Annotated in this window: 11 protein-coding genes and 2 tRNA genes; 2 read left to right on the top strand and 11 right to left on the bottom strand. The window is 69.6% G+C overall.

From position 1 onward, the window contains the following. Positions 1-466: 466 nt before the first annotated feature. A tRNA-Ala gene (locus ACZ63I_RS00525) sits at positions 467-539 on the bottom strand. A 184-nt stretch (positions 540-723) separates the two neighbouring features. On the opposite strand from ACZ63I_RS00525, the gene ACZ63I_RS00520 reads away from it, so the two are divergent. Together ACZ63I_RS00520 and ACZ63I_RS00515 are read left to right on the top strand one after the other, a co-directional pair. Next, entirely contained in the window at positions 724-1,272 is a 549-nt protein-coding gene (locus tag ACZ63I_RS00520; protein WP_469333935.1) for a helix-turn-helix domain-containing protein, read from the top strand. 42 nt (positions 1,273-1,314) lie between these two features. Continuing rightward, positions 1,315-2,709: a serine/threonine-protein kinase gene (locus tag ACZ63I_RS00515; RefSeq protein WP_469333933.1), complete on the top strand. Its 1,395-nt coding sequence runs from the start codon at positions 1,315-1,317 to the stop codon at positions 2,707-2,709. 7 nt (positions 2,710-2,716) lie between these two features. On the opposite strand, the gene ACZ63I_RS00510 is transcribed toward ACZ63I_RS00515, so the two are convergent. The 10 genes from ACZ63I_RS00510 to dnaN form a co-directional block, all read right to left on the bottom strand. Continuing rightward, a complete protein-coding gene (locus ACZ63I_RS00510) occupies positions 2,717-4,036 on the bottom strand; it encodes a hypothetical protein (protein WP_469333931.1) in 1,320 nt (439 codons plus the stop codon). A gap of 284 nt (positions 4,037-4,320) precedes the next feature. Further along, positions 4,321-4,455 (bottom strand): DLW-39 family protein, encoded by a 135-nt coding sequence (locus ACZ63I_RS00505; RefSeq protein ID WP_003958712.1) that lies wholly within the window; start codon positions 4,453-4,455, stop codon positions 4,321-4,323. Positions 4,456-4,670: 215 nt separating this feature from the next. Then, a tRNA-Ile gene (locus tag ACZ63I_RS00500) sits at positions 4,671-4,744 on the bottom strand. 58 nt (positions 4,745-4,802) lie between these two features. Continuing rightward, positions 4,803-5,474 (bottom strand): DUF3566 domain-containing protein, encoded by a 672-nt coding sequence (locus ACZ63I_RS00495; RefSeq protein ID WP_469333929.1) that lies wholly within the window; start codon positions 5,472-5,474, stop codon positions 4,803-4,805. Between the two features lie 87 nt (positions 5,475-5,561). Next, the gene (gene gyrA / locus ACZ63I_RS00490; protein WP_469333927.1) at positions 5,562-8,246 is read right to left on the bottom strand and encodes a DNA gyrase subunit A; all 2,685 of its coding nucleotides are present in this window, start codon (positions 8,244-8,246) and stop codon (positions 5,562-5,564) included. 51 nt (positions 8,247-8,297) lie between these two features. Then, entirely contained in the window at positions 8,298-10,436 is a 2,139-nt protein-coding gene (gyrB, locus tag ACZ63I_RS00485; protein WP_469333925.1) for a DNA topoisomerase (ATP-hydrolyzing) subunit B, read from the bottom strand. 329 nt (positions 10,437-10,765) lie between these two features. Beyond that, complete coding sequence (locus tag ACZ63I_RS00480) at positions 10,766-11,305, bottom strand: DciA family protein (RefSeq protein WP_469335486.1); 540 nt, start codon at positions 11,303-11,305, stop codon at positions 10,766-10,768. A gap of 62 nt (positions 11,306-11,367) precedes the next feature. Then, positions 11,368-12,510 carry a DNA replication/repair protein RecF gene (gene recF / locus ACZ63I_RS00475; protein WP_469333923.1) on the bottom strand — a complete coding sequence of 381 codons (1,143 nt, stop codon included), beginning with the start codon at positions 12,508-12,510 and terminating at the stop codon, positions 11,368-11,370. A gap of 28 nt (positions 12,511-12,538) precedes the next feature. Then, entirely contained in the window at positions 12,539-13,465 is a 927-nt protein-coding gene (gene gnd, locus ACZ63I_RS00470) for a phosphogluconate dehydrogenase (NAD(+)-dependent, decarboxylating) (RefSeq protein WP_469333921.1), read from the bottom strand. 77 nt (positions 13,466-13,542) lie between these two features. Continuing rightward, complete coding sequence (dnaN, locus tag ACZ63I_RS00465; protein ID WP_469333919.1) at positions 13,543-14,673, bottom strand: DNA polymerase III subunit beta; 1,131 nt, start codon at positions 14,671-14,673, stop codon at positions 13,543-13,545. Positions 14,674-15,216 lie beyond the last annotated feature (543 nt).

Raw genomic sequence — 15,216 nt, 5'->3', positions numbered from 1 at the left:
ACTCCGACCGACATAGATTTTGCGTCGCCCGAGACGGAGCTAACCTCACCCGGCCTCCGAGGGCCACGGTCTCCCTGACGCCTGTGAGCAGCGTTGCACCCGCAACGCCGACCCAACGAGAACCCTGACGCAACGGGTGTGTTGGTCCTCCAGTTCCAGCAAAGACGCAAAGACACCCGGGGCCCGGAACTCAGTCCGTGCGGTCCGTGCGGTCCGTGCAGTCCGTGGGAAGAGGGAGCGGGGTCTTGGATCCACGCCCGTCCTTCGCGTTCGAGGAAGACGATCTCTTCCTCGTCCTCGGTGAAGTCGGGTCGGGGCAGGAAGCGGAGGACACTGCCGCGCTCGGCGAGGGCGAGGATGAGGGCGAAGGGCTCGAACCTCCGGCTCCGCCCACCCGTCGCCCACCACAACGGAAAAACACCCCACCCGATCCGCGTTTCCGCAGGCCGGATGGGGTGTATCGAGGTGGAGCCTAGGGGAGTCGAACCCCTGACATCTGCCATGCAAAGACAGCGCTCTACCAACTGAGCTAAGGCCCCTGGACAGGTCGGGTACGGCTGAGCTGCGGAGAGCCGCTCGGCAGTACCGGGACCAGCGTACCGGGTGTTGCGGGGGATCCCGCAAAGGGATTGGGACTCCCCGTCCGCTACCGCGCTCCGTAGGATGCCCCACGAGGTTCGCAGCAGCGAAGCTGCCGCGAAGGGGATGCGATGGGGAGACGCGATGGACGCCGCACAGCAGGAATCCACAGCCAGAGCGAGAGAGCTGCAGAGAAGCTGGTACGGAGAGCCGCTCGGCGCTCTGTTCCGCCGGCTCATCGACGATCTGGGCCTCAACCAGGCCCGGCTGGCCGCGGTGCTCGGGCTTTCGGCCCCGATGCTCTCCCAGCTCATGAGCGGTCAGCGGGCGAAGATCGGCAACCCCGCCGTCGTCCAGCGCGTCCAGGCGCTGCAGGACCTGGCGGGACAGGTCGCCGACGGCAGCGTCGGCGCCGTGGAGGCCACGGACCGGATGGAAGCGATCAAGAAGTCGCAGGGCGGCTCCGTCCTCACCGGCACCAGCCAGACGACGAACAGCTCGGGCGCGCCGACGGTCCGCCGCGTGGTGCGCGAGATCCAGTCCCTGCTGCGGTCCGTCGCCGCGGCGGGGGACATCATCGACGCGGCCGACTCCCTCGCCCTGACCCAGCCCGAACTGGCAGAGTTCCTCCGGGTGTACGGCGCCGGGCGCACCGCCGACGCGGTCGCCCACTACGAGGCGCACCAGGGCTGACCGAGGACGACACCGAGGACGACGGGGGGCGGGCGCGGCGCGATGGGTGAGGTCTTCGCCGGACGGTACGAACTGATCGACCCGATCGGGCGCGGCGGTGTCGGCGCGGTCTGGCGCGCCTGGGACCAGCGGCGCAGACGGTACGTGGCGGCCAAGGTCCTCCAGCAGAGCGACGCGCACACCCTGCTGCGCTTCGTCAGGGAACAGGCCCTGCGGATCGATCATCCCCATGTCCTCGCGCCGGCCAGTTGGGCGGCCGACGACGACAAGGTGCTGTTCACCATGGACCTGGTGAGCGGCGGCTCGCTGGGGCATCTCATAGGCGACTACGGGCCGCTGCCGCCCCGCTTCGTCTGCACGCTCCTCGAACAACTCCTGTCCGGACTCGCCGCCGTGCACGCCGAGGGGGTCGTGCACCGCGACATCAAACCGGCGAACATCCTGCTGGAGGCCACCGGCACGGCCCGGCCGCATCTGCGCCTGTCGGACTTCGGCATCTCCATGCGCAAGGGCGAACCGCGCCTGACCGAGACCAACTACGTGGTGGGGACGCCCGGTTACTTCGCGCCCGAGCAGATGATGGGCGCCGAGCCGGACTTCCCCGCCGATCTCTTCGCCGTCGGCCTGGTCGCGCTCTACCTGTTGCAGGGTCAGAAACCCGACGCCAAGGCCCTGATCGAGTACTTCGCGGCGCACGGCACCCCCGGAGCGCCGCAGGGCATCCCCGAGCCGCTGTGGCACGTGCTGGCGGGCCTGCTGCAACCGGACCCGAACCTCCGGTTCCGGACGGCCGCAGGCACGCTCAAGGCCCTGTCGACGGCCGTACACCAGCTCCCCGAGCCAGGACCCGACGACGAACCGGTCGAGGTCTTCGACCAGATCGGGCCGCTGCCGGCCCCCTTCGGCCCGTCCGGTCCCCCGGCGGGTCCCCCCATGGGCCCCCAGTCAGGTGCTCAGCCGGACCCGCGCTCAGGTCAGCAGTCGGGTCAGCAGTCCGGTCAGCAGCAGGTGAACCAGGCGCTCCCGCAGCCGGACCGGTCACCGGACCCCACGCCCACCCCGACACCGACCCCGCCGCCGCCCGCGCACCCGCCGACCGTGGCCGCCACACCCGTCACACCGCCCACACCCGCCGCGTACGCCTCCGCCATGTCGGACACCGGCAGCTTCCACCTCCCGCCCCCGCCGCAGCGGCAGACCGATCAGCGACACCTCCCGCAGCAGGCCCCGTACCCGCAGCAGCAGCCCACGCCTTCCACGCCCGTGCACTCGGCCGCCACCCGTCCCTACACCGCCCAGCGCCCGCAGGTTCCCTCCCCGACCTCCCACCGGGCCCGCCCCACGCGAACGGGACCGCCCCCGAAGGTGACGGTCCCGGTCCTGCTGCTCGCTCTTGTCTGCTTCGCCGTGGGCATCTGGGCACTGACCCAGGCCTGACCCTGTCTCACCAAGCGGGCGGCGGCCCGAACCCCTGCCCCGCGCCCGGTTCCTGACCCGAAGGACCCGACGGACCGGCCGCGCCCGCCGCCCGCCGCCTCGCCAGCAGCGTCCATACCCCGAGCGTCAGGACGAGCACGGTGCCCGCGCCGATCCCGGCGACCCCGACCAGCAGCATCGTCCCGTCGGGCCCCGCCGCCGGCCCCCCGCGCCGCCCGTCCGCCGCCGCATCGCGGTCGTCCTCGGTCACCGCGAAGTCGCCCGCAGGACCCGCGTATCCCGGCCCGGCGGTGGCGTTGCCCTTGACGTTCGTCTCCAGCGTCAGCCCGTACGCCTTGTCGCCGAAGGTCTTGCCCACCTCGGGGCTGAGACTGACCCGCAGGTAGTACCAGCCGGCGAACCGCATGTCCTTGTCGCCCGACGCCGGATCGAAGCGGTTCTCGTACGCCACCGGCGGCAGCGGCGGGAGCGACGTCGTCTTCTGCTTCCCGTCGTACGAGAGCGAGTCGCTGCTGTCGACGAGGCCGCGCGCCGGGTTGTACAGCGCCACGGACAGCGCCCCGCCGACATAGCCCGTCCCCCCTGAACTGCTCAGGTCCACGCTGGTGAAGAGCTGCTGCCCCCAGTCGACCGGCACCCGGTAGAACAGCGACTGCCCCGGCTCGATCTTCGTCGCCCACTCGCCGCGCGTCAGCGACGTCGCATCGGAGAAACCGGCCCCGCCGGCCCGCTGCCGCGGTTCGGAGACGAGCGGCGCGGGGGAAGCGCTGGGCCAGTTCTCCGGCGGCTTGGTCGGTCCGGCCGCGCTGAGCCCCGGCTCTGCGACGTCGCGTATCTCCAGCTCCCACGGATCGTCGGCCGCGTCGTCCCCGCCGGTCCGCTCGATCACGACGTAGTACGTGCCGGCCTCCTGGCACAGCGACGACGTCGGGTCGACCGTCCGGTACGCGTAGGCGGCCAGCGGCCTGGGGTACTCCGTGGACGGCCCGAACTGGGCAGTGTTGTTGCTGCAGTTGATGCCGTCACGATTCTGCAGCGACACCTCGATCTTGTCCCCGTAAGCGACCTTCGCTGCCGCCCCCGGCACCGCGACGGCGGAGACGTAGGCGTTGGTCCCCGTGTCCAGGTCGACGCGGTAGATGAGCTTGCCGTTCAGCCTGATCGTGTCGCGGTATGTGGACCCGGCCCGGATCGCCTTCGCGTCGCTCGTCGTGGCCGCGCCCGCGATCCGCTGCGCCCCTGGCTCGAAGGCGTACGAGCCCGGCCCGTCGGCCGCGACCGCCGGCTGTCCCGCCACCGCCGCCAGCAGCAGGGCCCCGGCCGCCACCGCCCCCGCCCGGCCACGAGGTCGCCCCGCCGGCCTCTGCCGCTGCCTCTTCAAGCGCCGCACGCGCCTCACGCGCTTTCCCCCATTCATCGCCCCGCACCGGTCACGGTGCCGGTCCATCCTGCACCGCCCGAACCGAACCTGGCACGGGTTTGCGCGGCCAAGAAGCACGGCCAAGACGGCGCGCGTAAGTCAGCCCGCCCAAGGCAGCACGCCCAAGGCAGCACGAAGCCCCGGCCGCTCGGCGACCGGGGCTCGCATTCGACTATCGGGACTGCCGCGTCTCACACACCCGAACCTGCGGGCACGGAGTCGGTCGCCTCCGTCCACAGATCCTGCTCGGCGCGGTCCGCCTGGATCTGGCGGTACACGAGGAGCCCGCCGATGGCGGCCAGTGCGACCAAGAGAAGCTTCTTCACCGCGCGACCTCGTCTTTCCTTGACGTAGGAGTCTTCTGGCGCCCGACTATACACACCGACCGATACCGATCAGTGACCTGGCCGCCCGCCAACTCCGGGCCTCATCAGGCAGAAAGGAGAGCCGGTCGGAACAGCCGGCCGGAACAGCCGGTCATAAGAACGGAGAATGCAATCGGCCCGCACGGTATGCATACCGTGCGGGCCGATTGTCGCGGTGGGGCTACCAGGATTTGAACCTGGGGCCTCATCCTTATCAGGGATGCGCTCTAACCAACTGAGCTATAGCCCCGCGCTGCCCCTGAAGATTAGCGCACTTCACGGCCAGCCCCAAAATCGGTATCCGGTCCTCACTCGTCCTCGGCGAGGGTCAGCTCAACGCCGCCCACGAAGCCCGCCGAGAGGTTGTAGATGAACGATCCCAGCGTGGCCAGGGCCGTCGCGAGCACCACATCGATCACGGCGATGACGCCGGTGAAGATGAGCACGCGCGGCAGCGAGAGGAACGACTGGAGGTCGAACCCGTTGCCCTCGTTGGAACCGGTCGCCTCACTGATCGTGCCGCCGACGGTCGAGAAGACGCCCATCGCGTCCATGACCATCCACAGCACGGCGGCGGCGATGACCGTACACACGCCGAGGGCGATGGAGAGCAGGAAGCTGACCTTCATCACCGACCACGGGTCGGCCTTGGCCACCCGCAGCCGCGCCTTGCGGGTGCGCGGTGTCGTACGCGCTCCCGTACGCGGCCTGCGCACCGCGGCCGGCGGCGCGGTGACGGGACCGACCGATCCCACCGATCCCACCGATCCGGCCGATCCGGCCGCCGCTGGGCCGGCCTGCGCCGGCTGGGCGCCGCCGTGCCTGCCGGACTGACCGCCCGCCGTCTGGGTACCGCCCTGAGTCCCGCCCTGCGGCGCTGCGTACGCCTGCGGCGGGTGGTACGGCTGAGGCCCCGCCTGCTGGGACTGCTCAGCGCCGTACGTCTCGTACGGGGGCTGCTGCCCCCGACTGTCCGTCACCGTAACCCCCTGGGAGTCCGTGGCAGGGCCACGGGCACCGTTCGCTCCGGAAGCGGCCGACCCGGCGCCCGTGGCTCCACTCACGCTTTACTCCTCGTGCTCCCCGGCCGAAGGCTCCGTGCCCTCGGCGGCATCGGCCGCTGTGGCCTCTTCGGTCCCCGGGTCATCGGTCCCGTCGACCTCTTCGGCCTCTCGGCCTGCCTCGGCGTTACGAGCGATACCGACGACGGCATCACGCTTGCCCAGGTTGATCAGTTGGACGCCCATGGTGTCACGGCCCGTCTCCCTGACTTCGTTGACTCGCGTGCGAATCACACCGCCGCTCAGCGTGATGGCGAGGATCTCATCCGTTTCCTCGGTCACCAGCGCTCCGACGAGAGATCCGCGGTCCTCCACAATCTTCGCAGCCTTGATGCCCAGGCCGCCACGGCCCTGGACGCGGTACTCCCGGATGGGGGTCCGCTTCGCGTACCCGCCGTCCGTCGCCGTGAAGACGAAGGTACCGGGCCTGACCACATTCATCGAGAGCAGTTCGTCTCCCGCACGGAAACTCATCCCCTTGACACCTGATGTGGCACGGCCCATCGGCCGCAGTGCGTCGTCCGTCGCGGTGAACCTGATCGACTGCGCCTTACGGCTGATGAGCAGCAGATCGTCCTCGGCGGACACCAGCTCGGCGCCGATCAGCTCGTCGTCGCCACCCGCCTCCGTCTCCCGGAGGTTGATCGCGATGACACCCCCCGACCGCGGTGAATCGTAGTCCTTGAGCGGGGTCTTCTTGACCAGTCCCGCCTTGGTGGCCAGAACGAGATACGGGGCGGCCTCGTAATCCCTGATCGCGAGGATCTCCGCGATCTGCTCGTCCGGCTGGAAAGCGAGCAGATTGGCCACGTGCTGGCCGCGCGCCTCGCGTCCCGCGTCGGGCAGCTCGTACGCCTTCGCCCGGTACACCCGGCCCTTGTTGGTGAAGAACAGCAGCCAGTGGTGGGTCGTCGACACGAAGAAGTGGTCGACGATGTCGTCCTCCTTCAGCTTCGTGCCCCGCACGCCCTTGCCGCCGCGCTTCTGCGAGCGGTAGTCGTCGGTCTTCGTCCGCTTCACATAGCCGCCGCGGCTGATCGTGACGACGATGTCCTCCTCGGCGATCAGGTCCTCGATGGACATGTCGCCGTCGAAGGGCACCAGCTTGGAGCGCCGGTCGTCACCGAACTTGTCGACGATGACGGCCAGCTCCTCGCTGACGATCTGCCGCTGCTTCTCCGGCGAGGCCAGGATCGCGTTGTACTCGTTGATCTTGGCTTGAAGTTCGTCGTGCTCGGCGACGATCTTCTGCCGCTCCAGCGCGGCGAGCCGGCGGAGCTGCATCTCCAGGATCGCGTTGGCCTGGATCTCGTCGATCTCCAGCAGGCCCATCAGGCCCTCGCGCGCGGTCTCGACCGTGTCGCTGCGCCGGATCAGCGCGATGACCTCGTCGATCGCGTCGAGCGCCTTGAGCAGACCGCGCAGGATGTGCGCCCGCTCCTCGGCCTTGCGCAGCCGGAAGCGCGTACGGCGGACGATGACCTCGATCTGGTGCGTCACCCAGTGCCGGATGAACGCGTCCAGCGACAGGGTGCGCGGCACGCCGTCGACCAGCGCCAGCATGTTCGCGCTGAAGTTGCTCTGCAGATCGGTGTGCTTGTAGAGGTTGTTCAGCACGACCTTGGCGACCGCGTCCCGCTTCAGGACGATGACAAGACGCTGGCCGGTGCGCGACGACGTCTCGTCGCGGACGTCGGCGATCCCGCCGACCTTGCCGTCCTTGACCAGGTCGGCAATCTTCTGGGCGAGGTTGTCCGGGTTGGTCTGGTACGGCAGTTCGGTGACGACGAGGCACTGCCGGTTCTGGATCTCCTCGACGGCGACGACCGCGCGCATCGTGATCGAGCCGCGGCCCGTGCGGTACGCGTCCTCGATGCCGTTGCGCCCCACGACCAGCGCGCCCGACGGGAAGTCAGGGCCCTTGATGCGCTCGATCAGCGCGTCGAGCAGCTCCTCATGACTGGCCTCGGGGTGCTCCAGCGCCCACTGCGCACCGGCCGCGACCTCGCGCAGGTTGTGCGGCGGGATGTTGGTCGCCATCCCGACCGCGATCCCGGCGGAGCCGTTGACCAGCAGGTTCGGGAAACGGGCCGGCAGGACGACCGGCTCCTTGTTGCGGCCGTCGTAGTTGTCGGTGAGGTCGACGGTCTCCTCGTCGATGTCCCTGACCATCTCCATGGACAGCGGCATCATCTTGCACTCGGTGTACCGCATGGCGGCCGCCGGGTCGTTGCCGGGAGAGCCGAAGTTGCCGTTGGAGTCCACCAGCGGCATCCGCATCGACCACGGCTGCGCGAGACGCACCAGCGCGTCGTAGATCGACGAGTCACCGTGCGGGTGGTACGTACCCATGACGTCACCGACGACGCGGGCGCACTTGTAGAAGCCCTTCTCGGGCCGGTAGCCGCCGTCGTACATCGCGTACAGCACGCGGCGGTGCACGGGCTTGAGCCCGTCCCGTACGTCCGGCAGCGCGCGCGAGACGATGACGGACATCGCGTAGTCGAGATACGAGCGCTGCATCTCCGTTTCGAGCCCGACCGGCTCGACACGCAGGGCAAGACCCTCCACCTGCACCGTCTCCGAGACGACAGGGGAGCCGGGCATACCGGGGGTCGGGCTCGCCGGCGTGTCAGGCGAACCCGCTTCGTCGGCGTTGTCAGCGTTGTGGGGGGCGTTGTCGTCGGCCATTGCTGGTCAATGTTCCTTTCGGCCTTGTCGAATCCGTCAGCTCGGGCCGACTCAGATGTCGAGGAAGCGGACGTCCTTGGCGTTGCGCTGGATGAAGGAGCGCCGGGCCTCGACGTCCTCGCCCATCAGCACCGAGAACAGGTCGTCGGCCTGGGCCGCGTCGTCCAGCGTGACCTGGCCGAGCACCCGGTGGTCGATGTCCATCGTGGTGATCCGCAGTTCCTCGGCGTTCATCTCGCCCAGACCCTTGAAGCGCTGGATCGAGTTCTCCCGGACCCGCTTGCCGTTCTGCTTGCCCAGCTCGATCAGGGCGTCGCGCTCACGGTCGGAGTAGGCGTACTCGAAGTCCTCCCTGCCCCAGCCGATCTTGTACAGCGGCGGCCGGGAGAGGTACACATGGCCCGCCTCGACCAGCGGGCGCATGAAGCGGAACAGGAAGGTCAGCAGCAGGGTGTTGATGTGCTGTCCGTCGACGTCGGCGTCCGCCATCAGAATGATCTTGTGATAGCGGAGCTTCTCGATGTCGAAGTCCTCGTGCACACCCGTGCCGAAGGCCGAGATCAGCGCCTGCACCTCGGTGTTCTGCAGGATCTTGTCGATCCGCGCCTTCTCGACGTTCAGGATCTTGCCTCGGATGGGCAGGATCGCCTGGTACATCGGGTTGCGGCCGGACTTCGCCGAACCGCCGGCCGAGTCGCCTTCGACGATGAAGATCTCGCACTTCGACGGGTCGTTGGACTGGCAGTCGCTCAGCTTGCCGGGCAGCGACGCGCTCTCCAGCAGCCCCTTGCGCCGGGTCAGGTCCCGCGCCTTGCGGGCGGCGACCCGGGCCGTGGCGGCCTGGATCGACTTGCGGATGATGTCCGCCGCCTCGTTCGGGTTGCGGTCGAACCAGTCCGTCAGATGCTCGTGCACGATCTTCTGCACGAACGTCTTCGCCTCGGTGTTGCCGAGCTTGGTCTTCGTCTGGCCCTCGAACTGCGGCTCGCCCAGCTTCACCGAGATGATCGCCGTCAGACCCTCGCGGATGTCCTCGCCCGCGAGGTTGTCGTCCTTCTCGCGCAGGAACTTCTTCTCGCGCGCGTAGCGGTTGACCAGACCGGTCATCGCCGCGCGGAAGCCCTCCTCGTGCGTACCGCCCTCATGCGTGTGGATCGTGTTCGCGAAGGAGTACACGCCCTCGCTGTACTGCGCGTTCCACTGCATCGCGATCTCGACCGAGAGCAGCCGGTCCTTGTCCTCGGCCTCGATGTCGATGACCGTCGGGTGGATCAGCTCGCCCTTGCGGGAGTTCAGGTACTTCACGAAGTCGACGATGCCGCCCTCGTAGAAGTACGTCACCGTACGGGCCTGCTGCTCGGCGGCGGCCTCCTCGGCCGCGGCGTCGGCGCCCGCGACATCCGCGGCGACCGCGGCCTTCGCCGACTCGCGCTCGTCCGTCAGCGTCAGGGTGAGGCCCTTGTTGAGGAAGGCCATCTCCTGGAAGCGGCGCGACAGCGTCTCGAACGAGTACTCCGTCGTCTCGAAGACGTCGGGGTCGGCCCAGAACGTGACCGTCGTCCCCGTCTCGTCCGTCTCCTCGTTCTGCGCCAGCGGAGCCGTCGGCACGCCGAGCTTGTAGTCCTGCGTCCAGCGGTGGCCCTCGGTCTTGACCTCGACCGCCACCCGCGACGACAGCGCGTTGACGACCGAGACACCGACGCCGTGCAGACCACCGGAGACGGCGTAGCCGCCGCCGCCGAACTTGCCGCCCGCGTGCAGCACCGTCAGCACGACCTCGACGGCCGGCTTGCCCTCGGACGGCACGATGCCGACGGGGATACCGCGGCCGTTGTCGATCACGCGCACCCCGCCGTCGGCGAGGATCGTCACGTCGATGGTGTCCGCGTGCCCGGCGAGCGCTTCGTCGACGGAGTTGTCGACGACCTCGTACACCAAGTGATGAAGGCCACGCTCACCGGTCGAGCCGATGTACATACCGGGCCGCTTGCGGACCGCGTCCAGCCCTTCCAGCACGGTGATCGCACTGGCGTTGTACGAGGCAGTGACCTCGCCGTGCTCGCCGGTCGCAGCGGACGGTGTCTTCTCATGGGGGTTGCCGGAATCGGCCACGAAGCGCCCTTTCTGGCACAGCGCAGGCCGTTCTCCGTGCAAGCGGGAGCGGCTGCGTCGTTCGGCTTGTGTCAGCATCTGTTGACGGTTCCCGCAAGCACAGCGGGATTTACCATCAGTCTACCGGTAGCGCCGACCCGAATGGGGGTTTGCCGGTACCTGAGTCCGCATGTGCCGCCCTGAATCAGCGCCCTCCGACTCCCCATATTCGGGACGGGGCTCCAAGAGGCTCACACGGGCATTGAGCGCTTCGCACTGTCAACCTCTCGCCACGGTGAGGGACGCCTCAATCTTCCCGGGCGTCTTCCCAGGTCACACGGGGGTCAGTCACGGGTCTCCGACGGGGGGCCCGGGGGATGCCGAAGGCGGGCGGCGGCAGGCGGCAGGCGGCTGGCGCGGCGGTCGGCTCAGCCGTACGTGTCGCCGGGGCCCTTGCTGCCCGGCGCGCGGAGCCTGCCGTAGCGCTGCGGCGGCCCCTGCGGGGCGAGCACCTTGATCACGCGCACGGTTCCGTGCCCCAGGTCCTCGTTCAGCCGGGCCACCAGCCGGGGCGTCAGCAGCCGGAGCTGCGTCGCCCAGGCCGTCGAGTCGCACTGCACGGTCAGGATCCGCTCGTCCTCGTCGTAGCGCTCCGGCACGCAGTGGTTCGCCACGTCGTCCCCGACGATCTGCGGCCACCGGCCCATCACGCCGCCGACGGCGGCCGGGGTCTCCCAGCCGCGCTCCGTGATCAGCCTGTTGATCGCGGCGCCCAGCGGCAGCGGATCGCGCCCGTCGGCGCGCGCCCCCGAACGCAGCCCGCCGCCCCTGCGCGAGTCCTTCTTCTGCTGCGCCGCCGCCCCGCGGGCGCGCGCCTGCTCCTTCGCCGCGCGCAGCGCCACCCGCGCCAGGTCGACGCCGGACGACTCGGCGGGCGCCGGCGCGGCAGGGCCCGTGTCGGGGCCCATGTCGGGGCCGGTGCCCGCTCCGGTCGGCTCGGGCAGCTCGGGCCCGCCCCCGGCACGGCGGCTCACGCGCGCTCCACAGCCCCGTCGGCGACCAGGAACCGCGCGCCCTTGAGCACTCCCGGCACGTCGTCGTCCACCGCCGCCGTCACCAGCACCTGCTCGCCAGGGACCACCAGCTCGGCCAGCCGCTCCCGGCGCTTGGTGTCCAGCTCGGCGAACACGTCGTCCAGCACCAGCACCGGCTCGTTCCCCTCGGCGCGCAGCAGGTCGTACGAGGCCAGCCGCAGCGCCAGCGCGTACGACCAGGACTCGCCGTGGCTGGCGTACCCCTTGGCAGGCAGCCGCCCCAGCTTCAGCACAAGATCGTCGCGGTGCGGGCCGATCAGCGTCACACCCCGCTCGATCTCCTGCTTGCGCACCTCGGCCAGCGCCACCAGCAGCCGCTCGTACAGCTCCTCGCGCCCCTGCGGTCCGTCCCCCGCGCCCGCGCCGTCCCCGACGGCGGAGGAGCGGTACTCCAGCGCCACCGGGCCGCCCCCTGGCGCCACTTGCTCGTACGCCTTGTCCGCCAGCGGCTGGAGCACGGCGATCAGATCGGCCCGCTGCGCCAGCAGTTCGGCGCCGACCCGGGCCAGATGCTGGTCCCACACGTCCAGCGTCGAGAGGTCCGCCCCGCGCCCGCCGTGCCGTCGCGCCATGGCGGCCGACTTCAGGAGCGTGTTGCGCTGGCGCAGCACCCGGTCGTAGTCGGAGCGCACCCCGGCCATCCGCGGCGACCTGGCCGTGATCAGCTCGTCGAGGAACTTGCGGCGCTCACCCGGGTCGCCCTTCACCAGCGCGAGATCCTCGGGGGCGAACAGCACGCTCCGTACGATCCCCAGCACATCGCGCGGCTTGACCTGCGAGGACCGGTTGATCCTGGCCCGGTTGGCCCGGCCCGGGTTCAGCTCGATCTCGACCAGTTGGGACCGCTCCCCCTGGGTGACGGCGGCCCTGATCACCGCGCGCTCGGCGCCCGCGCGCACCAGCGGCGCGTCCGACGACACCCGGTGGCTGCCGAGGGACGCCAGATACCCGACCGCCTCGACGAGATTGGTCTTGCCTTGCCCGTTCGCCCCCACGAACGCGGTGACGCCCGGATCGAGGGGCACCTCGATCCGGGCGTACGACCGGAAGTCGGCCAGCGACAGATGCGTGACGTGCATGGATGTGCGCCGGCCTCCCCGGTCTGAGCTACTTCTTCTTCGCCGAACCCGGCTTCGACCCCTTGGGGGCGCCGGTCGACTCCTTGGACGTCACCGAATGCCCGCCGAACTGGTTGCGCAGCGCGGCGACCATCTTCATCTGCGGCGAATCGTCCTGCCGGGAGGCGAACCGCGCGAACAGCGAAGCGGTGATCGCGGGCAGCGGCACCGCGTGGTCGATGGCCGCCTCGACCGTCCACCGGCCCTCGCCGGAGTCCTCCGCGTAACCCCGGAGCTGCTCCAGGTGCTCGTCGTCGTCCAGGGCGTTGACCGCGAGGTCCAGCAGCCAGGAACGGATGACCGTCCCCTCCTGCCAGGAGCGGTACACCTCGCGTACGTCGGTGACGGAGCCGGCCTTCTCCAGCAGCTCCCAGCCCTCGGCGTACGCCTGCATCATCGCGTACTCGATGCCGTTGTGGACCATCTTCGCGAAGTGCCCGGCGCCGACCTTGCCCGCGTGCACGGAGCCGAAGTCGCCCTCGGGCTTCAGCGCGTCGAAGATCGGCTCGACCTTCGCCACGTTCTCCGGCGTGCCGCCGTACATCAGCGCGTAGCCGTTCTCCAGGCCCCAGACGCCGCCGGAGACACCGCAGTCGACGAAGCCGATCCCCTTGATGCCCAGCTCGACCGCGTGCTTCTCGTCGTCCGTCCAGCGGGAGTTCCCGCCGTCCACCACGACGTCACCGGGCTCCAGAAGCCCGGCCAGCTCGTCGATCGTGGCCTGGGTGGCGGCCCCGGCCGGGACCATCACCCACACCACACGCGGACCCTTGAGCTTGCCCACCAGCTCCTGCAGGCTGTGCACATCGGAAACGTCCGGGTTGCGGTCATATCCGACGACGGTGTGGCCTGCGTGGCGGATACGCTCACGCATATTGCCGCCCATCTTGCCGAGACCGATGAGACCGAGCTCCATCAGGGGATCCTTAAGCGTCGAGGCGATTCGTACCCGCGCCCGAGCCTACGCCGGGGCCCGGCCACTCACCTGCGGGGTCAGCCGCTCAGCCGCACCGGCATGATCAGGTACTTGTACGCGTCGTCCGCCTCGGCGTCGACGGCGGGCCGGCCGCTGAGCAGCGCCGGCTTCGTCGACGTCGTGAACGAGAGCTGCGCCACCGGCGAGTCGATCGCGCTCAGCCCGTCGAGCAGGAAGGTCGGGTTGAAGGCGATCGAGATGTCGTCCCCTTCGAGCTGCGCGTCGACGCGCTCCACAGCCTGTGCGTCGTCGCTGGAGCCCGCCTCCAGGATCAGCACGCCCTGCTCGAAGCTGAGCCGCACCGGGGTGTTGCGCTCGGCGACCAGGGCCACGCGCTTGACGGCCTCGACGAACGGCGGCGTCTCGATCACGGCGACGGAGTTGAACTCCGTCGGGAACAGCGTGCGGTACTTCGGCAGATCGCCTTCGAGCAGCCGGGTCGTGGTCCGCCGCCCCGCACCCTCGAAACCGATCAGACCCTCGCCCGCACCGGAGCCGGACAGCGCGAGGGTGACGGTGTCGCCGCTGGTCAGCGCCTTGGCCGTGTCCAGCAGCGTCTTGGCGGGCACCAGGGCGACCGCGGAGGTGTCGGCGACTTCCGGCTTCCACAGGAACTCGCGGACGGCGAACCGGTAGCGGTCGGTCGAGGCCAGGGTGACCGTGTCGCCCTCGATCTCGATCCGTACGCCGGTCAGCACCGGGAGCGTGTCGTCGCGGCCCGCGGCGATGGCGACCTGGGCGGCGGCGGAGGCGAAGACCTCGCCGGGCACGGTGCCGGTCGCGGTCGGCATCTGCGGCAGCGCCGGGTATTCGTCCACAGGCAGTGTGTGCAGCGTGAACCGCGAGGAGCCGCAGGTCACGGTCGCCCGCACCCCGTCGGTGGAAATCTCCACCGGCCGGTTCGGCAGCGAGCGGCAGATGTCGGCGAGCAGCCGGCCGGAGACGAGCACCGTGCCGTCCTCCTCGACCTCCGCCTCCACCGAGACCCGCGCCGAGACCTCGTAGTCGAAGCTGGAGAAGCTGAGGGCGCCGTCCTCCGCCTTCAGCAGAAGGCCCGCAAGAACGGGCGCCGGCGGACGGGCCGGGAGGCTGCGGGCCACCCAGGCCACCGCCTCCGCGAGTACATCGCGCTCCACCCGGATCTTCACCGGAACCGCCTCCTGCTGTTGCTCGCTCGCCCTGCTGGCCTTCGTCGGCTGTGTTGCCGGGGACCAGTCTGTCGTACGGCGCCGACAGTCGGTGCGGGTCCGGGTCAAGTCACCGCTGCGGGTGTCGGAGCCTCCGGGAGCGAGTTGTGCACAGCACCCACTTCGAAGCGGATCCCTCGATAACTATGAGTGGGAGTAGTAGTAGGGGCTGTGGAAACCGTGGATAACGTCATCTTCGCAGGTCAGACCCGCTTTTTTGTCCACCGGTCCTGTGGGCGGCACCCGTGGACAACTCGGCTGTTCTGTGGACGGCGAAAAGTTCTGCACACCCGATGCACAGGACACCCCGACTTCTCCCCAGGTGCGTCCCCAGCTTTACCCAGGTTCCCCACAGCCCAATCGACCCCCTTGGTGTGACGCCTTTCACTCGACTCAGCTACGGTCCACGTTTCGTTGCCGAACAGTGGACAGGGCTGTGGAGAAGCTGTGGGAAAGACGACCGCGCCTGTGGGCCGCCCGTGGACAACGTCGATCACGCCCTGT

This window comes from Streptomyces sp. NPDC087906 (assembly GCF_055584925.1).
This window is presented reverse-complemented; position numbering and strand designations above follow the sequence as displayed.